Origin of the sequence: Streptomyces sp. NBC_00091, assembly GCF_026343185.1 — a bacterium.
Classification (GTDB): Bacteria; Actinomycetota; Actinomycetes; order Streptomycetales; family Streptomycetaceae; genus Streptomyces.
Genome location: NZ_JAPEMA010000001.1, coordinates 2,560,944 through 2,580,521 on the forward strand (window position 1 = coordinate 2,560,944; position 19,578 = coordinate 2,580,521).

Below are 19,578 nucleotides of genomic sequence, written 5' to 3' on the forward strand. Positions count from 1 at the left end.
GCGGGATGAGCGGGACGGCACTGGCGGCTGCGCGCGAGCGCCGGGTGAGCACGGGCGGGATCGAGCTGTGCGTCGTCGAACTCGGCGAGGCGGACCGGCCGACCGTACTGCTGGTGCACGGCTACCCGGACAGCAAGGAGGTCTGGTCGGAGGTCGCCGAGCGGCTCGCGGCCCGCTTCCACGTGGTGCTGTACGACGTACGCGGCCACGGGCGCTCCTCGGCTCCGGTACCGCTGCGCGGGGGCTTCACCCTGGAGAAGCTGACGGACGACTTCCTGGCCGTGGCGGACGCGGTCAGTCCGGACCGTCCCGTGCACCTGGTCGGCCACGACTGGGGCTCCGTCCAGGGCTGGGAGTTCGCGACGGTCGCCCGTACCGAGGGCCGGATCGCCTCCTTCACCTCCATGTCGGGGCCCTCCCTCGACCACTTCGGGCACTGGATCAAGAAGCGGATGACCCGGCCCACCCCGCGCCGGGCCGCCCAGCTGCTGAGCCAGGGCTCCAAGTCCTGGTACGTCGGCATGCTGCACACGCCGGTGCTGCCGGAGCTCGCCTGGCGCGGGCCGCTCGGCAAGCGCTGGCCCAAGGTGCTCGAGCGGTTCGAGGGCGTCCCGGCCGGCGCGTACCCGACGGACTCGCTCCCCTCCGACGCGGCGCACGGCGCCTGGCTCTACCGCGACAACGTACGGGCCCGCCTGCGCAGGCCCCGCGCCGACGCGTACGCGCACGTACCCGTGCAGCTGATCGTCGCGACCGGGGACGCCTTCCTCTCCGAGCGGCTCTACGACGACCTGGAGCGCTGGGCTCCGGACCTGGTGCGGCGGACCCTGCCCGCGAAGCACTGGATCCCCAGGACCCGGCCGGACCAGGTGGCGGCGTGGATCTCCGAGTTCGTCACGGCCCGGGAGGAGCCGGCCGCGCGGGCGCCGGAGCAGCGGGCTCCGGGCAAGTACGCGGACCGGTTCGGCGGTCAGCTGGTGCTCGTCACCGGCGCGGCCAGCGGGATCGGGCGGGCCACCGCCTTCGCGTTCGCCGAGGCCGGGGCCCGGGTCGTGGCCGTGGACCGGGACGGCGAGGGCGCGGCCCGCACCGCCGACATGGCCCGGCTCGTCGGCGCACCGGAGGCCTGGGGCGAGTGCGTCGACGTCAGTGACGAGCAGGCGATGGAGAAGCTCGCGGCGAAGGTCGCCGCCGAGTACGGGATCGTCGACGTACTGGTCAACAATGCCGGGATCGGGCTGTCGGGGTCCTTCCTGGAGACCAGCTCCGAGGACTGGAAGAAGGTCCTGGACGTCAACCTGTGGGGGGTCGTCCACGGCTGCCGGATCTTCGGGAAGCAGATGGCAGAGCGCGGCCAGGGCGGCCACATCGTCAACACCGCCTCCGCCGCCGCCTATCTCCCCTCCAGGACCCTGCCCGCGTACAGCACCTCCAAGGCCGCGGTGCTGATGCTGAGCGAATGCCTGCGCGCGGAGCTGGCCTCCAAGTCGATCGGGGTCTCGGCGATCTGCCCGGGCATCGTCAACACCAACATCACCGCCACCTCCCGGTTCGCCGGGGTGGACGCGGCCGAGGAGAAGCGCCGCCAGGAGCGCTCCTCGCGGCTGTACGGGCTGCGCAACTTCCCGCCGGAAAAGGTCGCGGACGCCATCCTGCTGGCGGTGGTGAAGAACCGGGCCGTCGTACCCGTGACCCCCGAGTCCAAGGGCGCCCTGTGGATGTCCCGCTTCGCGCCGAACGCGCTGCGGCGGCTCGCGAGGCTGGAGCCCAAGCTGTGAGCCCGGCCCGCAGCGGGCCCCGCACGGCCATACCCCGCTCCTTCCGGCGGTCGTACCATCCCTCGCAGGAGGGCTCGCTGCTCACGGCGGTCGAGTGCCTGGCGGCGTCTCCTGCCGCCCGGACCGCGGCGGGCGCGGTCGGCCGAGCCGCCATGTCGTAGGGAGCCGGGATTGTCCGATCAGGCGGTAGCCGAGTACCGGATCGAGGATCTGGCCCATCACAGCGGGGCGACGGTGCGCACGATCCGGGCGTACCAGGACCGCGGCCTGCTGCCGAAGCCGGAGCGCCGGGGCCGGTCCAACGTCTACCGGGACACGCATCTGGCGCGGCTGCGCCAGATCGCGGACCTGCTGGACCGCGGCTACACCCTGGCCTCCATCAAGGAGCTGCTGGAGGCCTGGGACGCGGGGCGCGGGCTGGGCGGCGTACTGGGCCTGGTCGCGGAAGTGCACGGGCCGTGGACCGACGAGGAGGCCGACCGGATCAGCCGGGAGGAGCTCAACGCCCGGTTCGGCGGCCTGCCCGACGACGACGCGGTGGACGAGGCCTGCGAGCTGGGGGTGCTGGAGCGGATCCCCGGGCGCCCGGACGAGTTCCTCGTGCCCTCCCCGCAGGAGCTGGCGGTCGCGGCCGAGCTGTACACGGCCGGCGTGCCCCTCGGGGCGATCACCGGGCACCTGCGCGAGCTGCGCGGGCAGGTGGAGCACATCGCCTCGCGCTTCCTGGAGTTCACCACCGAGCACGTCTTCGCCCGCTACCTCGGGCCGGTACCGCCGACGGACGCGGACGCGGCGGAGGCGGCGACGATGGTCCGCCGGCTGCGGCCACTGGCCCAGCAGACGGTGGACGCCGAGCTGGCGCGGGCGATGCGGCTGTTCGCGACCCGGCACCTCCAGCGCCACCTGGGCGCCCCGGGCGCGGTGCAGCCGACGGGGCCGACCCTGGTGGCCCTGCCCGCCGGGACGGTACGGGCGGTGCAGGAGCTGGTGGGGCCGGAACACGTGGCGGAGTTCGTCCGGGCCGCGACGGAGCGGGAGCTCCAGGCCCGGACGATGAACGATCTGGCCAGCAGGGGCGGCGGCCGGTAATGCTCGATCGGTAGTCCACAGGGGGTCCCCGGGGCGAATCGCTCAGATCTCACCGAAACCCGCCGAAACGGCTGTGGACAACTCCCGTCCGCCTGTGGGCAACACGGGTGGATCCTCAGGCGGTGGCCTCGAACGCGGCACCGGTGCGCGGCATATCAGCCACCGGAATCTCTGCCTCCACCTGACCGGACCGGGGCAGCCCCGCCGTCCGGTCGTGGCGCTCACGGCCGTACAGGAGCGTGGCCAGGGCGAGTCCGAGGACGCCGCCGAGCAGCTGCGCCACGACGAACCCGGGCAGCGACTGCGGGGCGATACCGGTGAAGGAGTCGCTGAAGGCGCGCCCGACGGTGCCCGCGGGGTTGGCGAAGGACCCCGAGGAGGTGAACCAGATCGCGGCGGCGATGTACGCGGCGACCGCGGCCGGGATCAGCCTCGGCCGGCCGATGCGGCCGAGTCCCTGGATGACCAGGACCAGTCCGGCGGTGGCGACGATCTCGCCGACCAGCAGGTGGCCGCCGTCGCGGACCTGGGTGGAGAAGGTCCCCGGGGCACGGCCGAACATCGTCTCCGCCAGGACGGCGCCGCCGATGGCTCCGGCGGTCTGGGCGGCGGCGTAGGCGAAGGCCTCCCGCGCGTCGAGCCCCTCGCCGCCGGTGCGCCGTGCCCACCAGGCGGTGAGGGTGACGACCGGGTTGAGGTGGGCGCCTGAGAGGGGCCCGAACAGGGTGATGATCAGGCCGAGGCCGATCGCGGAGGCGAGCGAGTTGGCGACGAGGGCGACACCGGTGTCGCGGCTGAGGGCCTCGGCCTGAATGCCGGAGCCGATCACCACCACGAGCAGGCTTGCGGTGCCGATGAGTTCGGCCGCCACCCGCCGCAGCAGTGAAGCCTTATTTGTCATAGTTTCTCCCTCGAAAATAAGCGTTCAGCGGAAAATGTATTCCGTATCTTGGAAACGCGATAGAGGGGTCCCACGTCCGTCCGAGGGGCGGAAAATCGCTGCTTCCGGCCCGCCCGAGCCGTCAAGCTGGGGACATGGATGACCGACGCACCGTGAAGGTGTCCAAATACGTCTCGAAACACCTGCGGCATCAGCCGGAACGGATCGGACTGGTGCTCGACCCCCAGGGCTGGGTGGAGATCGACGATCTCCTGCGGGCCGCCGCGGAGCACGGATTCCCCTTCAGCAGGGCCGAGCTCGACCATGTGGTCGCCGCCAACGACAAGCAGCGCTTCGCCGTCGACGGGACCCGCATCCGGGCCAGCCAGGGGCACACCGTCGCCGTGGACCTGGGCCTCCCGGAGGCCGAACCGCCCGCGTACCTCTACCACGGCACCGTCGCCGCGGCCCTGGACTCGATCCGCGCCGAGGGCCTGCGCCCGATGGCCCGCCACCACGTGCACCTCTCGCCCGACCGCGAGACGGCGACCAGGGTGGGTGCGCGCAGGGGCCGGCCGGTGGTCCTCGCCGTGGACGCCGCGGCGATGCGCACGGCCGGGCACGTGTTCCGGATCAGCGCCAACGGGGTCTGGCTGGCGGAAGCCGTACCGCCGGAATTCCTCCGCTTCCAGTGACGGGAGGGCCACTGCCGGGCGAGGCGGAATTCACGGAGTGATTGTCGGATCGCCCACCTACTCTGTTCCTCGTTCCGGGATCAGTGAGGGGGGTACCTCGCGATCGCCGACCGACCACGCGAGCAAGCGAGCTGATACCTCATGACATCCGTGTCCCCCGTCAACAACTTCCAGGTCGACCTGCGCGGGCTGGTCGACCTGCTCTCCCACCACCTCTATTCCAGCCCCCGCGTCTACGTCCGCGAACTCCTCCAGAACGCCGTCGACGCCGTGACCGCCCGCCACGCGCACGAGCCCGGCGCGGAAGTCCGCATCCGCCTGTCCGCCTCGGCCGGCCGGGTCACCATCGAGGACTCCGGCATCGGCCTGACCGCCGCCGAGGCCCACTCCCTCCTCGCCACCATCGGCCGCAGCTCCAAGCGCGGCGGCGACGGCGCCGCCGAACTGCGGGGCCTGGAGACCACCCGCCAGGAGTTCCTGGGCCAGTTCGGCATCGGCCTCCTCGCCTGCTTCGTCGTCGCCCGGCAGATCCGGGTCGTCACCCGCTCCGCCCGCGACCCCCAGGCCGCGCCCGTCGAGTGGCTGGCCACCGACGACGGCTCGTACACCGTGCGCGAACTGCCCCACGACGCACGCCCGGAGCCCGGCACCACCGTCCACCTCGAGGCCCGACCGGGCGCCGAGGAGTGGACCGAACCCGCCACGGTCGAGCGGCTCGCCCGCGACTACGGCTCCCTGCTGCCCTACGCCATCACCTTCGACGACGGCCTCGGCGGCGCCCCCCGCCCCGTCACCGACCGGCCCGCCGTATGGGACCGCGCCTTCCCCACCCCGGCCACCCGCCGCGTCGCGCTCGCCGGGCACTGCGCGCAGCTCTTCGGTTTCACCCCGCTCGACAGCATCGACCTCGACCTGCCGGTCGCCGGGGTGCGCGGAGTCGCGTACGTCCTGCCCGAGCCGACCAGCCCCGCCCACCGGGCCGGACACCGCGTCCACCTCAAGGGCATGCTGCTGACCGACCAGGCCGACAACCTGCTGCCCGACTGGGCCTTCTTCGTCCGCGCCGTGCTCGACACCGACACCCTGCGGCCCACGGCCTCCCGCGAGAACCTCTACGACGACGAGACCCTGGCCGCCGTACGCGAAGCCCTCGGCGCCCGCGTCCGGGCCTGGCTGGCCGAGCTCGCCGCCAGCGAACCGGACCGCCTGGCCGCCTTCCTGAGCGTCCACCACCTCGGCGTGAAGTCCCTGGCCCGGCACGACGCCGAGCTGCTCGGCCTGATGCTGCCGTGGCTGCCGTTCGAGACCAGCGACGGATCGATGAGCCTGGAGGAGTTCACGGCCGCCCACCCCGAGATCCACTTCACGCGCACCGTCGAGGAGTTCCGCCAGATCGCGCCGATCGCGGCGGCCCACGGCCTCGGCGTCGTCAACGCCGGCTACACCTACGACGCCGACCTGCTGGCGCTGCTGCCCTCGGTGCGCCCCGACCTCAAGGTCACCGAGCTGGACGCGAGCGCCGTCACCGAGCGCCTCGACCCGGTCCCCACCAGCGTCGAACTGTCCCTGGCCGCCTTCCTCTCCACCGCCCGCACCCGCCTGGAACCCCAGAGCTGCGATGTGGTCCTGCGCGCCTTCCAGCCCGTGGCCGTCCCCGCGCTCTACCTCGACGACCGCCAGGCCCGCCAGGAACGGGACCGCACCGCCGCGCTCGAGTCCGCCGACTCCCTGTGGAGCGGCATCCTCGGCTCGCTGCGCGGCTCCGGCCCCCGCGCCCGCCTGGTCCTCAACCACAACAACCCGCTGATCCGGCGGATCGCGGGCCTGCCCGACCCGACACTCGCCGGCACCGCCGTCGAATCGCTGTACGGACAGGCGCTGCTGATGTCCCAGCGGCCGCTGCGCCCGGCCGATTCCACCCTGCTCAACCGGGCCTTCCTCGGGCTCCTGGAATGGGCGACCCACTCCGTCAACACCCCGGCCACCCCGGACGGCCCGGCCACGGAGTCCCGTACCGAGTCCCAGGAGGACGAGAAGTGAGCACCATGACCGCCGAGGAGATCCGGCGCGCCCTGCACGAGAACCGCGGCCTGCCCAAGGGCGCCGCGCGCAACGCACAGGCCGAGGCGCTGACCGCCGCCGCCGAGGTCTGCGGTGACTCCGAGGTCTTCCGCCTCACGCTGGTCAACCAGATCGACGCCTACGAGTACAGCGCCGAGCGGAGCCGCATGGTGGTCCCGTTCGCCCGCCTGCTCCAGGAGTACGACCGCGACCCGGCGGCATTCGACGCGAGCCAGGCCCACTCCCTCTTCTGGCGCTTCAAGTGGGTCTCGGGCCAGATCATCAGCTCCCCCGACGTACCCGTCTCCTCCGTCACCGGGTACCTCGAGGACATGGAGAAGCGCTACCGGATCGCCGGGTACAGCGAGCGGGCGGTGCGCCAGTCCGAGTACTTCCTCGCCGACGCCATCGGCGACGACGAGCGCGCCGAGCGGGCCATGGCCCGCTGGCGCGCGGCCGACCGCGACACGATGAGCGACTGCCACGCCTGCGAGACCAACTCCCAGGGCGTGTTCTGGGCGACCAAGGGCGAGCACGCCAAGGCGATCGAGGTCTGGGAGCCCGTGCTGAAGGGCGAGCAGACCTGCATGGAGGAGCCCCACCGGGTCCTCGCCCGCTCGCTTGGCCCCCTGCTGCACCTCGGCCGCACCGACGAGGCCCGCTCCCACCACCTGCGCGGTTACCGGATGGCGCGGGGCAAGGAGAGCCTGCTGCGCACGATCGGCCAGCACATCGAGTTCTGCGCCCTCAGCGGCAACGAGGCGCGCGGTGTGGAGATCCTCGCCGAACACGGTGCGCACCTGCGGCCCCTCGTGGACCTCAAGACGCAGATGGACTTCTACGGCGGGGTCGTCGTCCTGCTGCGGCGGCTGGTCGAACTCGGATACGGCGGCGACCCGACGGTGCCCTACGAGGGCTCCGCGCGCACCGTCGGGGAACTGCACGGCGTCCTGCGCGAAGAGGCCCTCGCCATCGCCCGGCGGTTCGACGTGCGCAACGGCACCACCCGCGTCTCGGACCGGCTCCTGGAGCGGATCGAGCAGGCCCCGCTGATCGACGTGCTGCCCCTGGGCGTACGCAGTACCGCGCTGGCGCAGCCGGCCACGGCCCCGGCGCCGGTCACGGCGCCCGCGCCCGTGGCCGCCACCGGACTCACGGAACTCGTCGAGCGGGCCCGGACCGCACGGGACTGCGGCCACCCGGGTGCGGACCCGCTGTGGGCGGAGGTGGCCGTACGGATCTCCGCGCGCCCGGAGCCGGAGGTGGACCCGCTGCTGCGCGCCGAGGTGGCCGACCACCAGGCGCTGACGGCCGCGCGGGCCGGGGCGCCGGACGCGGCGCAGCTGCTGGCCGCCGTCCGCGACGGCTACCGCGCGCTGGGGCAGGCCGAGCGCGCCGCCCTGGCCGAGCTGCGGCTGGCGAGCGCTGCCGCACAGGCCGGGGCCGAGCCGGGGGAGGTCCGCGAGCTGCTGGCGGCGGGCCTGCGCGCCGCCGAGGCGCTGGACGCGGCGGAGCCGCTGCGGGAGCGCCGGATCGCCATCGCGGAGCTGTCCGCGCTGCGCCTGGAGCCGTACCTGCGCTCGGCCGAGGCCGCGCACGAGCACGGCCACGAGCACGAGCACTCGAGCGGGGGCCACTCGGGGGGCCACGACCACGCGGGCGGCCACGACCACGGCCACGCGGAACTGATGGCCGAACTCGCCTCCTTCGTCTCCTCCTACGGGCCGGCCCTCCCGGATCTGGCCGCCGAGGCCGAGGAGATGCTGGGCCGGCTGACGCTCTCCCAGGGCGACACGGAGCAGGCCCTGACACTGCTGGCCGCCTCCGCGGCCCGGGCGGTCGAGGCCGGCCGGCCGTGGCACGCGGTGGACCCCCTCGTACTGCGGGCCGGGGTGCTGCTGTCGCTGGGGCGGCCCGAGGAGGCCGAGGAGGCCGCGCGGGCGGGCCTGGAGCACGCCGCCGAGGTGACCGACCCCGAAGAGCAGGGCATCGTACGCCTCACCCTCGCGGACGTCCTGCGGCGTCGGCCGGACACGGTGACGGAGGCCGCCGAGCACGCCCTGACGGCGGCGCACTGGTTCGACCAGGCGGGGCTGTCCGCCGATGGCGGGGCCCAGGCCCGGCTGATGCTGGCCCAGGCCTACGCGCGGGACGGCCGGACCGCCGACGCGGCGGAGGTACTGCAGTCGGCGCTGCCGGACCTGCTGGAGCACGGCGAGGAGCAGGCGGTCTCGGCCCGGGAGTTCCTGGGGAACCTGCTGCGCGACCTGCGCGAGTCGCGGGCCGCGTCGGAGCAGTTCCTGCTGGCGGCGGAAGCGGTCAAGGACTGGGACGACCCCCGGCCGCAGGCCGGCTTCGCCCAGTCGGCCGCCGACTGCCTCTCCGACGCCGGCCTGGCCGAGGAAGCCGTCGCCGCGTACCGGCGGGCTCTGGAACTGCGTCGGCTGACCGGGGACGCGGTGGTCTCCGAGGTACGGATCCTGCGCTCGCTGGCCTGGCTGGGGATGCGCGAGGAGGTCACCGAGGCGACCGTGGCAGCCGCCCGGGGCCTGATGAACGAGGCCGCCGGGGTGCTGGAGGCGGCCGGGGCGGCCGGCGGCTCCGGGGACCCGGATCTGCTCGCCGAGCTGGCGCAGACCTGGCACCAGCTGGCACAGGTGCTGGACCGGCTGGTCAGCTCCCAGGAACCGGACGAGGCGCGCGAGGCGGAGGCGTCCCCGGCGCAGGGTGCGCTGAGTCCGGCCGCCGTCGAGGCCCTGCGGCTGGAGGAGATCCAGCTGTGGGAGCTCGCGGCCGAGCTGTACGCCAGGCTCGGGCTGGAGTACCTCCAGGACCGTTTCCAGTGCCTGAGCAACGCCGCCTGGACCGATCAGGAGCTGGGCCGACCGGCCGTGGGCGCCGCCAGGATCTCGGCACTGGCGGAGGAGATCGAGGGGCTGCCCGAGGGAATGGCCCCGGACTGGTTGCTCCCGCAGGCGCGGCGGATCATCGCGAGCCTGACGGCCTGATGGCCTGACAGCCTGCGGTACCGGCCGTGAGCCCGTCGCACGACAGGGCCACGGCCGGTTCCGTCGGGGAGCGCCCTCAGCCGTCCAGCTGGGCGAGCGCCTCGGTGGCGATCCGCTCGAAGACGGCCTCGTCGGCGGCGAAGTCGGAGTCCGGGATCGGCGCGTGGATGACCAGCTCGGTGAAGCCCAGCTCGCGGTGGCGGCCCGCGAAGTCGACGAAGGCGTCCACGGACTCCAGCATGGTGCTGCGCTCCGGGGTGAAGCCCGTCAGCAGCACCTTCTCGATGGACTCGGAGTCCCGCCCGATCTCCGCCAGGGCCTTCTCGAGGCGCCCGTGCTGGCCGCGCAGGGCCTCCAGCGACTGGTCGGGCGTGCCCGTGAAGACCTTCGGGTCTCCGGCGGTCACCCAGGCCTGGCCGTGGCTCGCCGCGAGCTTCACACCCCGCGGGCCGGTCGCCGCGACGGCGAACGGCAGGCGCGGACGCTGGACGCAGCCGGGGATGTTGCGGGCCTCTTCGGCGGAGTAGTACGTGCCGTGGTGGGTCAGCGCCTGCTCGGTCAGCAGCCGGTCCAGCAGCGGTACGAACTCGGCGAAGCGGTCCGCCCGCTCGCGTGGGCTCCACTCCTCCTGTCCCAGCGCGGTCGCGTCGAAGCCGTTGCCGCCCGCGCCGATCCCGAGGGTGATGCGGCCGCCGGAGATGTCGTCCAGCGACATCAGGTCCTTGGCCAGGGTCACCGGGTGGCGGAAGTTCGGGGAGGTGACCAGGGTGCCCAGGCGGATCCGCTCGGTGACGGAGGCCGCAGCGGTCAGGGTCGGCACCGCGCCGAACCAAGGACCGTCGCGGAAGGTCCGCCAGCTCAGGTGGTCGTAGGTGTAGGCGGTGTGGAACCCGAGGCGCTCGGCCCGCTCCCACTGGTCGCGGCCTCCCTCGTGCCACGGGCGGACCGGCAGGATCACAGTGCTCAGGCGCAGAGTCATGCGCTCGAGCGTACGGCGGTCCGTGTCTCGTACACCAACCGCACCTCACGCATCAGGGGCCACACGCCGCCTGCGGGGCATGTTTCACGTGAAACATGGGCCGACGTTTCACGTGAAACATCGGCTCGTCACGTGGACCAACTCCGACGATCATGGTCCGGGGGCAGGGACCCATGGGCGAAGATGGAGCGGTGACCTCGGCTCCCCAGCGCCCGGACGGGCCAACCCCCGCACCCCGGCTCATCGCCACCGACCTCGACGGCACCCTGCTGCGCGACGACAAATCCGTCTCGCTCCGCACGGTCGCCGCGCTCGCCGCCGCCGAGGAGGCCGGGATCGAGGTCTTCTTCGTCACCGGGCGCCCCGCCCGCTGGATGGACGTGGTCAGCGATCACGTGCACGGCCACGGCCTGGCCATCTGCGCGAACGGCGCCGCCGTTGTCGATCTCCATGCCGGCCGGGAGTTCGTACAGGTCAGGGCGCTGCCCCGGGCCACCGCACTCACGGTCGTGAACACCCTGCGGAAGGCCGCCCCCGGCACCTCCTTCGCGGTCGAGATGACCACCGGCATCAACTACGAGCCGGCCTACCCGCCGTTCTTCCAGGACCCGGGCGCCACGGTCGCCACCGCCGAGAAGCTGCTGCACGAGGAGCCCGACGACCGCGCGGCGCCGGTGCTGAAGCTGCTCTCGCACCACCCCGAACTGGCCCCGGACGAGTTCCTCGCCCTGGCCCGGTCCGCCGCCGGCGGCTACGCCTCGATCACCCGCTCCAGCCCGACCGCACTGCTGGAGATCAGCGGGCTCGGCGTGTCCAAGGCCAGCACCCTGGAACTGTGCTGCGCGGAACGCGGCATCTCCCCCGCCGAGGTCGTCGCCTTCGGGGACATGCCGAACGACGTGGAGATGCTCCGCTGGGCCGGCACCTCGTACGCGATGGGCAATGCCCACCCGGACGTGATCGCGGCCGCGTCCGGCCGTACGGTCGCCAACAACGAGGACGGGGTCGCCGTCGTCATCGAACGCATCCTGGCCGAACGCGCCGCACGCACCTAGCCGAGCCACCCCCCGGACCGGCTCACAGCGGGGCCTCCCACACCAGAGTGGTCCCGCCGCCGTCCTCCCCGATGCCGGATCCGTACCAGCTGGAGCCGCCGAGCGACTCGGCCCTGCGGCGCAGGTTCCGCAGGCCGCTGCGCCGGCCGCCCTCCGGGATGCCCACCCCGTCGTCGGCGACCTCCAGCCGTACCCCGGGCCGTCCGTCGGGCAGGGTGACGGTGGAGTCGAGCAGCACCTCGATCCGGGACGCGTCCGCGTGCCGGAAGGCGTTCGACAGCGCCTCGCGCAGGGCGGCGATCAGGTTCTTGCCGACCAGTTCCCCGACGACCGTGTCGACCGGGCCGAGGAAGCGGTGCGCGGGCTTGAAGCCCAGTGGCACGGCCGCCATGTTGATCTCCCGCAGCACCCGGGTGCGCAGCCCCGACGGAGCCTCCGCCGGGCCCTGCTGGAGCGCGAAGATCGCCGTACGGATCTCCTGGATCGTCACGTCCAGCTCGTCCACGGCCTTGCCCACGCCGTCGCGGACCTCCGGGACGATGGACCGCCGCTGCGCGCCCTCCAGCATCATCCCGGTGGCGAACAGCCGCTGGATCACCAGGTCGTGCAGGTCCCTGGCGATCCGGTCGCGGTCCTCGAACACCGCGAGCCGCTCCCGGTCCCGCTGCGCCTCGGCCATCATCAGCGCGAGGGCCGCCTGCGAGGCGAACTGGGTGGCCAGGGTCCGCTCCGCCTCGGTGAAGGGCCTCTTGCCCCGGGCCCGCGGGGTGACCAGCGCGCCCAGCACCCGCCCGCCGCTGTGCAGCGGCAGCATCATGCAGGGTCCGTACTGGCTGGTCAGCCGGCTGATCATGCGGGGGTCGACGGCGGCGTCGTCGACGAAGACCGGCTCACCCCGCAGCAGCCGGTCCACCACCGGGCTCTCGGGCGGGATGACCAAGCCCAGCGAGGTGGCCGGGTTGTCCGCGGAGACGGCGACGATCTCCATCCCGCCCTCCTCCGCCGGCAGCATCACGATCCCGGCGGCGGAGTCGGCCAGCCGACGGGCCTGTTCGGCCACCACCGAGAGGGCGTCGTCCGCGTCCCCGCCGGACAGCAGGGCGGTGGTGACGGCCACCGAGCCGTCGATCCAGCGCTCGCGCTGGGTGGCGGCCTCGTACAGCCGGGCGTTGCCGATGGCGATGCCCGCCTCGGTGGCCAGCACCCGGACCATGTGGACGTCGTAGTCGCTGAACTCGCTGCCGCCGTTCTTCTCGGCGAGGTAGAGGTTCCCGAAGATCTCCCCCTGCACCCGGATCGGAACGCCGAGGAAGGTCTTCATGGGCGGGTGGTGCGCGGGGAATCCCGCCGACCGGGGATCCTTCGTCAGATCGGTGAGCCGCACCGTGTCGGGATGGGAGATCAGCGCCCCGAGCAGACCCCGCCTCCCGTCCGGGCGGTGCCCGATCCTCTTCGCCAGCTCGGCGCTGACGCCGAAGGTGACGAAGTCCGAGAGCCCCGGGCCGTCCGTGTCGACGACCCCGATCGCCGCATAGCGGGCGTCCGCGAGCTCGGCGGCCGTCTCGCAGATGCGGTCGAGCGTGGAGTGCAGTTCGAGGCCGGTACCGACCGAACGCATGGCTTCCAGCAGTTGCGGAACCCGTGCGGTCAGCTCGGTGGACAGCCCGTGCAGGCTCCGGGTGGCCTGGGTGGCGGCCTCCAGGGGGTCCGGCTTCCCCCCGCTGGATTCCGGCGGTTCCGCTGATTCCTGCGACTCCTGCACTGACATGCCCTTGAGCCTAGTTAGTCCACTTTAGGAGGGAAAGTCAGCCTGCGGATTCGGCGAGCACCCCGTCGGCCGCCCGTTCCCGCTCCAGCAGGCTCCGTAGCGGCCCCTCGACGGCCGCCAGCTCCGCGTACGCACCCCGCTGCACGACCGCGCCCCGGTCCAGTACGAGCACCTCGTCCACCGCCGCCAGCCCGGCGAGCCGGTGCGTGATCAGCACGGTGGTCCGGCCCTCGGTGGCCGCCAGCAGATCCGCCGTCAGGGCGTCCGCGGTCGCCAGGTCCAGGTGCTCGGCCGGCTCGTCCAGGACGAGGACGGGGAAGTCGGCGAGCAGCGCCCGGGCCAGGGCCAGCCGCTGGCGCTGACCGCCCGAGATCCGCTCCCCGTGTTCCCCGACCAGGGTGTCCAGTCCGTCCGGAAGGCCGTCGGCCCACTCCAGCAGCCGGGCGGCGGCGAGCGCCTCGCGCAGCTGCTCCTCGCTCGCCCCGGTCCGGGCCAGCCGCAGGTTCTCGCGCACCGAGCTGTCGAAGAGGTGCGCGTCCTGGGCGCACAGGCCCACGGCACGGCGTACATCGTCGCCGTCGAGGGCGCGCACGTCGGTGCCGCCCAGGGTGTACGTGCCCTCGCGCTGGTCCAGGAAGCGCAGCAGGACCTGCGCCAGCGTGGTCTTGCCCGAGCCGGAGGGCCCGACGACCGCGATGCGCCGGCCGGCCTCCAGGGTCAGGTCCAGCCCGTGCAGCGCGTCCCGCTCCTGCCCGCCGTGGCGGGCGGCGAGCCCCGTCAGCCGCAGGGGGAAGGAGGAGGAGGGCAGCTCGCGGGGCTCGGCCGGCTCGGCGACGGGCACCGGGGCATCGATGACCTCGTAGACCCGCTCGGCGCTGCGGCGCACCCGCTGGCGGTACTGGACGGCCAGCGGCAGGCCGCTGACAGCCTCGAAGGCGGCGAGCGGAGTCAGTACGACCACCGCCATGGCCACCCCGGACAGCCGGCCGCCTGCGACGGCCTGGGCACCGGCGAACGCGGCGCACACCACCGTGAGCCCGCACACCAGGGCGGACAGTCCGCTGCCGAGCCCGGTCGCGGCGGCCCCGCGCGAGGCGATCCGGGTCAGTACCCCGTCGCTCTCCCGCGCCCGGTCCTTGCGGCCGGCCAGGGCCCCGGCCACCGTCAGCTCGGCGGTACCGGTCAGCAGATCGGCCACCCGGGTGGCGAGTTCGCCCCGCGCGGGCGCCAGCCGCCGCTCCGCACGCCGCGCGCAGGCCCCGCTGACCAGCGGCACCCCCACCCCGGCCGCGAGCAGCCCCACCGCGAGCGCGGCCCCCGCCCCGGGCAGCAGCCAGGCCGTGAACGCCACCGACCCGGTACCGACGAGCACGGCCGTGCCCACCGGGAGCAGCCAGCGCAGCCAGTAGTCCTGGAGGGCGTCGGCGTCGGCCACCAGACGGGACAGCAGGTCCCCGCGCCGCTGCTCGCGCAGTCCGGCCGGGGCGATCCGCTCCAGCCGCCGGTACACCGCCACCCGCAGGTCGGCGAGCATCCGCAGGACGGCGTCGTGCGACACGAGCCGCTCGGCGTAGCGGAAGACGGCCCGCCCGATGCCGAAGGCCCGGGTCGCCGTGACGGCCACCATCAGGTACATCACCGGCGGCTGCTCGGAGGCCCTGGAGATCAGCCACCCGGACACCGCCATCAGCCCGACGCTGCTGCCCACGGCCAGCGCCCCCAGCAGCAGCCCGAGCCGGAACCGGCCCTGCCAGGCCGCGGCCACCGCCCGCACCCGCCGCAGCGGGTCGCCGCCGCCCGAGCCGCCGCCCGAACCGGCGCCCCCGCCGGCCCCGGCGCCCGCGCCGCCCGCGGCCCGTTCCCGCGCGTCCCCGAGGATCCACTCCCCGGGACCGGACGTCCCCGCCGGCCCCCGCGGGGCCGTCGCCGGACCGGCAGCGGGAGAGCCGCCCGGAAGATCCGCAGCGCCCTCGCCCACCGCCACGATCCGGTCGGCCACCGCCAGCAGCGCCGGCCGGTGCACCACGAGCAGCACGGTCCGCCCGACCGCGAGGCGCCGTACGGCCTCCACGACCGCAGCCTCGGTCTCCCCGTCCAGGGCCGCCGTCGGCTCGTCGAGCAGCAGCACCGGCCGGTCCGCGAGGAACGCCCGCGCCAGGGCCAGCCGCTGGCGCTGGCCGGCGGACAGTCCGGCCCCGCCCTCGCCGAGCAAGGTGTCCGCCCCGCGCGGCAGCGCGGACACGAACTCCCACGCCCCGGCGTCCCGCAGCGCCGCTTCCACGGCGTCGTCGCGGGCCTCGGGGCGGGCCAGGCGGACGTTCTCGGCGATGCTCCCCGCGAACAGGTGCGGCCGCTGCGGCACCCACGCGATCCGCTCCCGCCACTGGTCCAGCGAGAGCGCGGACAGGTCCGCCTCCCCGACCCGCACCCGACCGGCCGTCGGGGTCACGAAGCCCAGCAGTACGCCCAGCAGCGTGGACTTGCCCGCCCCGCTGGGCCCGGTGAGCGCCACGCACTCGCCCGGCTCGACCGCGAAGGACACGGGCCCGGGCGAACTCGCACCGCGGCCCTCGTACCGGACCTCGACCCCGTCGAAGGCGATCCGCAGTCCGGCGGCCGGCACGGCGGCGCCGCCGCCCCGTGCGGGGGCCGGGGTCTCCAGGACCTCGAAGATCTCCTCCGCCGCGGCCAGCCCCTCGGCGGCCGCGTGGTACTGCGCCCCCACCTGCCGCAGCGGCAGATAGGCCTCCGGCGCGAGGATCAGGATGACCAGTCCCGTGTACAGGTCCAGCTCCCCGTGCACGAGCCGCATCCCGATGGTCACCGCGACGAGCGCCACGGACAGGGTGGCGAGCAGCTCCAGCGCGAACGAGGAGAGGAAGGCGATGCGCAGGGTGCGCATCGTGGCCTGGCGGTAGTCGTCGGTGATCCTGCGGATGGACTCGGCCTGCGCCTTGGCCCGCCCGAATACCTTCAGCGTCGGGAGCCCCGCCACCACGTCGAGGAAGTGCCCCGAGAGCCGGGACAGCAGCCGCCACTGGCGGTCCATCCGGCTCTGGGTGGCCATACCGATGAGGATCATGAACAGCGGGATCAGCGGCAGGGTGACCACGATGATGGCCGCCGACACCCAGTCCTCGGTGACGATCCGGGCGAGGACCGCCACCGGGACCACCACCGCGAGCCCCAGTTGGGGCAGGTAGCGGGAGAAGTAGTCGTCGAGCGCGTCCACACCCCGGGTGGCCAGGGACACCAGCGACCCGGTCCCGTGTCCGGAGAGCCGGCCGGGCCCCAGATCGGCCGCCCGGTCCAGCAGCCGGCCGCGCAGCTCGGACTTGACCGCCGCGCTCGCCCGGTGCGCGGCCAGTTCGGTGAGCCAGGCGACCAGCCCGCGCCCCAGCGCCACCGCCGCGAGCAGCAGCAGTGGCGTCCGGAGCGCGGCACCGTCGAGCCCCCGCTCGAAGGCTCCGACCACGATCTCGGCGATGAGCATCGCCTGACCGACGACCAGCCCCGCCCCGGCGAGCCCGAGGGCCACCACCGCTCCCAGGAAGAGACGGGTGGAACGGGCGTACCGCAGCAGGCGCGGGTCGATCGGTTTCACGTGAAACATCCCCTCGGCAGGGTCGGGCAGGAGTGACGCGTGCGGCTCAGTGCGCGTCGACGATGTGCTGCGTGCCGATCCGCTTGCGGAACACCCAGTAGGTCCAGCCCTGGTAGAGCAGGACCAGGGGAGTGGCCACGCCGGCGCACCAGGTCATGATCTTCAGGGTGTACGGGGTGGACGAGGCGTTGGTGACCGTGAGGCTCCAGGCCTCGTCCAGCGAGGACGGCATGACGTTCGGGAACAGCGTCAGGAAGAGCATCGCCACGGCCGCGGCGATGGTGACCCCGGACAGGGCGAACGACCAGCCCTCCCGGCCCGCCAGGTTGAACCCGAGGGCCGCGAGCAGCGCCAGTACGGCGACGGCCATCGCGATCAGGCTCCAGCCGTCACCGCGCGAGACCTGGGTCCAGGTCAGGAAGACCAGGGCCAGGACCGCCGTCACCACGCCCAGCCGGGTCGCCAGCGCGCGCGAGCGGTCCCGGATGTCACCGACGGTCTTGAGCGAGGCGAAGACCGCGCCGTGGAAGGTGAACAGGGTGAGGGTGACCAGACCGCCGAGGATCGAGTAGACGTTGAGCAGGTCGAAGAGGCTTCCGACGTACTCCATGTTCCGGTCGATCTTCACGCCGCGCACCATGTTGGCGAAGGCCACGCCCCACAGGAAGGCCGGGATCAGCGAGGTCCAGAAGATCGCGTGTTCCCAGTTGGTCTGCCACCTGTCCTCGGACCGCTTGTGGCGGTACTCGAAGGCGACGCCCCGGACGATGAGGCAGCCCAAGATGAGCAGCAGCGGCAGGTAGAAGCCGGAGAAGAGGGTGGCGTACCACTCCGGGAAGGCGGCGAAGGTGGCACCGCCCGCCGTGAGCAGCCAGACCTCGTTGCCGTCCCAGACGGGCCCGATCGTGTTGATCAGGACCCGCTTCTCCGTGCGGTCGCGGGCGAGCAGCTTGGTCAGGACCCCGATGCCGAAGTCGAAGCCCTCCAGGAAGAAGTAGCCGGTCCACAGGACGGCGATGAGTACGAACCAGACGTCGTGAAGTTGCATGGTGTGGTCTCCTCAGCCTCAGTACGAGAAGGCCATCGGCCGGTCGGGGTTCTTGTCGTCCCCGCCGATCCTGGTGGGCGGGTTGAGGTCGGCCTCGGTGAGCTCCGGCGGGCCGGCCTTGACGTACTTCACGAGGAGCTTGACCTCGATCACCGCGAGCACGGCGTAGAGCAGCGTGAAGCCGATCATCGAGGTGAGCACCTCGCCCTGCGAGACGTTCGGCGAGACCGCGTCCCGGGTGCGCAGCACTCCGTAGACCACCCACGGCTGGCGGCCCATCTCGGTGAAGATCCAGCCCCAGGAGTTGGCGATCAGCGGGAAGAGCATGGTCCAGAGCGCGGCGAGCCAGTACAGCCGGGCGAACCGGGGGCTGAGCGCCTTCTTGAAGAGGACGAGATGGGGGACCTCGTCCTCACCGGTGCGCAGCCCCGGCGGCAGCATGAACCGCTTGCGGGTCAGCCACAGCCCCAGCATGCCGATCCCCAGGGAGGCCATGCCGAAGCCGATCATCCAGCGGAAGCCCCAGTAGGCGACGGGGATGTTGGGCCGGTAGTCACCGGGACCGAACTTCTCCTGCTCGGCCTTGTTGACGTCGTTGATTCCGGGGACGAAGGAGGTGAAGTCGTCGTTGGCCAGGAAGGACAGCAGGCCCGGGACCTCTATCGCCACCTTGTTGTGGCCCTTGTCGACATCGCCGTAGGCGAAGATCGAGAAGGGTGCCGGCGCCTCGCCGTCCCAGAGGGCCTCGGCGGCGGCCATCTTCATGGGCTGCTGCTTGAACATCACCTTGCCGAGCAGGTCGCCGCTGATGGCGGTGCCCAGTCCGGCGATGATCATGACGACCAGGCCGAGCCGCAGCGAGCTGCGCATCGCGGAGATGTGCTTCTTGCGCGCGAGGTGGAAGGCGGAGATGCCGACCATGAACGCGCCGCCGACCAGGAAGGCGGCCGTGATGGTGTGGAAGAACTGGGTGAGCGCGGTGTTCTGGGTGAGGACCTGCCAGAAGTCGGTCAGCTCCGCCCGCCCCCGCTCCTCGTTGATGCGGTACCCGACCGGGTGCTGCATCCAGGAGTTGGCCGCCAGGATGAAGTAGGCGGACAGGACGGTGCCGAGGGAGACCATCCAGATGCAGGCCAGGTGGATCTTCTTCGGCAGCTTGTCCCAGCCGAAGATCCACAGACCGATGAAGGTCGACTCGAAGAAGAAGGCGATCAAGGCCTCGAAGGCCAGCGGGGCGCCGAAGATGTCACCCACGAACCGCGAGTAGTCGGACCAGTTCATGCCGAACTGGAACTCCTGGACGATGCCGGTGACGACACCCATCGCGATATTGATCAAGAACAGCTTGCCCCAGAACTTCGTGGCCCTGAGGTACTTCTCCTTCTCGGTCCGCACCCATGCCGTCTGCAGCCCCGCGGTCAGCGCGGCGAGCGAGATCGTGAGCGGAACGAAGAGGAAGTGGTAGACGGTGGTAATGCCGAACTGCCAGCGCGCCAATGTCTCAGGCGCCAAAGCTAGGTCCACGTCGTCTTCTCCTTGTCGTCGCCGTGGTCACAGCGGGCAGTCTGCCTGGCGGGTTCCCTCCCATACCGGGAGGAAGCAGGACACGCTTG

The 19,578-nt window shown here is 72.8% G+C and carries 12 protein-coding genes and 1 pseudogene; 7 read left to right on the top strand and 6 right to left on the bottom strand.

What is annotated here, in order from left to right; genetic code table 11:
- The first annotated feature begins 5 nt into the window (after positions 1-5).
- The 3 genes and pseudogenes from OOK34_RS11735 to OOK34_RS11745 all read left to right on the top strand — a co-directional run bounded on the left by OOK34_RS11735 (position 6) and on the right by OOK34_RS11745 (position 2,867).
- Entirely contained in the window at positions 6-1,778 is a 1,773-nt protein-coding gene (locus tag OOK34_RS11735) for an SDR family oxidoreductase (protein ID WP_267036708.1), read from the top strand.
- A gap of 26 nt (positions 1,779-1,804) precedes the next feature.
- Positions 1,805-1,939: pseudogene (locus OOK34_RS11740) on the top strand (metal-dependent hydrolase); the annotation flags it as partial.
- Between the two features lie 10 nt (positions 1,940-1,949).
- Entirely contained in the window at positions 1,950-2,867 is a 918-nt protein-coding gene (locus OOK34_RS11745) for a MerR family transcriptional regulator (RefSeq protein WP_267033795.1), read from the top strand.
- 115 nt (positions 2,868-2,982) lie between these two features.
- Here the strand turns inward: OOK34_RS11745 and OOK34_RS11750 are convergent, their stop codons facing one another.
- Entirely contained in the window at positions 2,983-3,768 is a 786-nt protein-coding gene (locus OOK34_RS11750; RefSeq protein ID WP_267033796.1) for an aquaporin, read from the bottom strand.
- Between the two features lie 134 nt (positions 3,769-3,902).
- On the opposite strand from OOK34_RS11750, the gene OOK34_RS11755 reads away from it, so the two are divergent.
- The 3 genes from OOK34_RS11755 (at position 3,903) to OOK34_RS11765 (ending at position 9,511) form a co-directional block, all read left to right on the top strand.
- A complete protein-coding gene (locus OOK34_RS11755; protein ID WP_267033797.1) occupies positions 3,903-4,442 on the top strand; it encodes an RNA 2'-phosphotransferase in 540 nt (179 codons plus the stop codon).
- Positions 4,443-4,583: 141 nt separating this feature from the next.
- A complete protein-coding gene (locus tag OOK34_RS11760) occupies positions 4,584-6,482 on the top strand; it encodes an HSP90 family protein (RefSeq protein WP_267033798.1) in 1,899 nt (632 codons plus the stop codon).
- Entirely contained in the window at positions 6,479-9,511 is a 3,033-nt protein-coding gene (locus tag OOK34_RS11765; RefSeq protein WP_267033799.1) for a tetratricopeptide repeat protein, read from the top strand. Before OOK34_RS11760 ends, OOK34_RS11765 begins: the two co-directional genes overlap by 4 nt.
- A 76-nt stretch (positions 9,512-9,587) precedes the next feature.
- Here OOK34_RS11765 and OOK34_RS11770 read toward each other — a convergent pair whose 3' ends face one another.
- Positions 9,588-10,490 carry an LLM class flavin-dependent oxidoreductase gene (locus OOK34_RS11770; RefSeq protein WP_267033800.1) on the bottom strand — a complete coding sequence of 301 codons (903 nt, stop codon included), beginning with the start codon at positions 10,488-10,490 and terminating at the stop codon, positions 9,588-9,590.
- Between the two features lie 173 nt (positions 10,491-10,663).
- Between OOK34_RS11770 and OOK34_RS11775 the strand changes: the two genes are divergently transcribed.
- Positions 10,664-11,545, top strand: coding sequence for a Cof-type HAD-IIB family hydrolase (locus OOK34_RS11775; protein WP_267033801.1), 882 nt, complete (start codon positions 10,664-10,666; stop codon positions 11,543-11,545).
- A gap of 22 nt (positions 11,546-11,567) precedes the next feature.
- Here the strand turns inward: OOK34_RS11775 and OOK34_RS11780 are convergent, their stop codons facing one another.
- Genes OOK34_RS11780 through OOK34_RS11795 form a run of 4 tightly spaced genes read right to left on the bottom strand, consistent with a single transcriptional unit; the run spans position 11,568 to position 19,489 of the window.
- Positions 11,568-13,313: a GAF domain-containing sensor histidine kinase gene (locus tag OOK34_RS11780; protein WP_267033802.1), complete on the bottom strand. Its 1,746-nt coding sequence runs from the start codon at positions 13,311-13,313 to the stop codon at positions 11,568-11,570.
- A 37-nt stretch (positions 13,314-13,350) separates the two neighbouring features.
- Positions 13,351-16,917, bottom strand: a complete 3,567-nt coding sequence (cydD, locus tag OOK34_RS11785) for a thiol reductant ABC exporter subunit CydD (protein WP_267033803.1) — start codon at positions 16,915-16,917, stop codon at positions 13,351-13,353.
- Positions 16,918-16,963: 46 nt separating this feature from the next.
- Complete coding sequence (gene cydB / locus OOK34_RS11790; RefSeq protein WP_267033804.1) at positions 16,964-17,965, bottom strand: cytochrome d ubiquinol oxidase subunit II; 1,002 nt, start codon at positions 17,963-17,965, stop codon at positions 16,964-16,966.
- Between the two features lie 18 nt (positions 17,966-17,983).
- Complete coding sequence (locus tag OOK34_RS11795) at positions 17,984-19,489, bottom strand: cytochrome ubiquinol oxidase subunit I (protein ID WP_267033805.1); 1,506 nt, start codon at positions 19,487-19,489, stop codon at positions 17,984-17,986.
- Positions 19,490-19,578: the final 89 nt, after the last annotated feature.

Bases quoted from the DNA above. Each gene is read 5' to 3' on its own strand.
- OOK34_RS11735 (WP_267036708.1), top strand. From the start codon at position 6: ATGAGCGGGACGGCACTGGCGGCTGCGCGCGAGCGCCGGGTGAGCACG.
- OOK34_RS11755 (WP_267033797.1), top strand. From the start codon at position 3,903: ATGGATGACCGACGCACCGTGAAGGTGTCCAAATACGTCTCGAAACAC.
- OOK34_RS11775 (WP_267033801.1), top strand. From the start codon at position 10,664: ATGGGCGAAGATGGAGCGGTGACCTCGGCTCCCCAGCGCCCGGACGGG.
- OOK34_RS11780 (WP_267033802.1), bottom strand. From the start codon at position 13,313: ATGTCAGTGCAGGAGTCGCAGGAATCAGCGGAACCGCCGGAATCCAGC.
- OOK34_RS11750 (WP_267033796.1), bottom strand. From the start codon at position 3,768: ATGACAAATAAGGCTTCACTGCTGCGGCGGGTGGCGGCCGAACTCATC.
- OOK34_RS11770 (WP_267033800.1), bottom strand. From the start codon at position 10,490: ATGACTCTGCGCCTGAGCACTGTGATCCTGCCGGTCCGCCCGTGGCAC.
- OOK34_RS11760 (WP_267033798.1), top strand. From the start codon at position 4,584: ATGACATCCGTGTCCCCCGTCAACAACTTCCAGGTCGACCTGCGCGGG.
- cydB (WP_267033804.1), bottom strand. From the start codon at position 17,965: ATGCAACTTCACGACGTCTGGTTCGTACTCATCGCCGTCCTGTGGACC.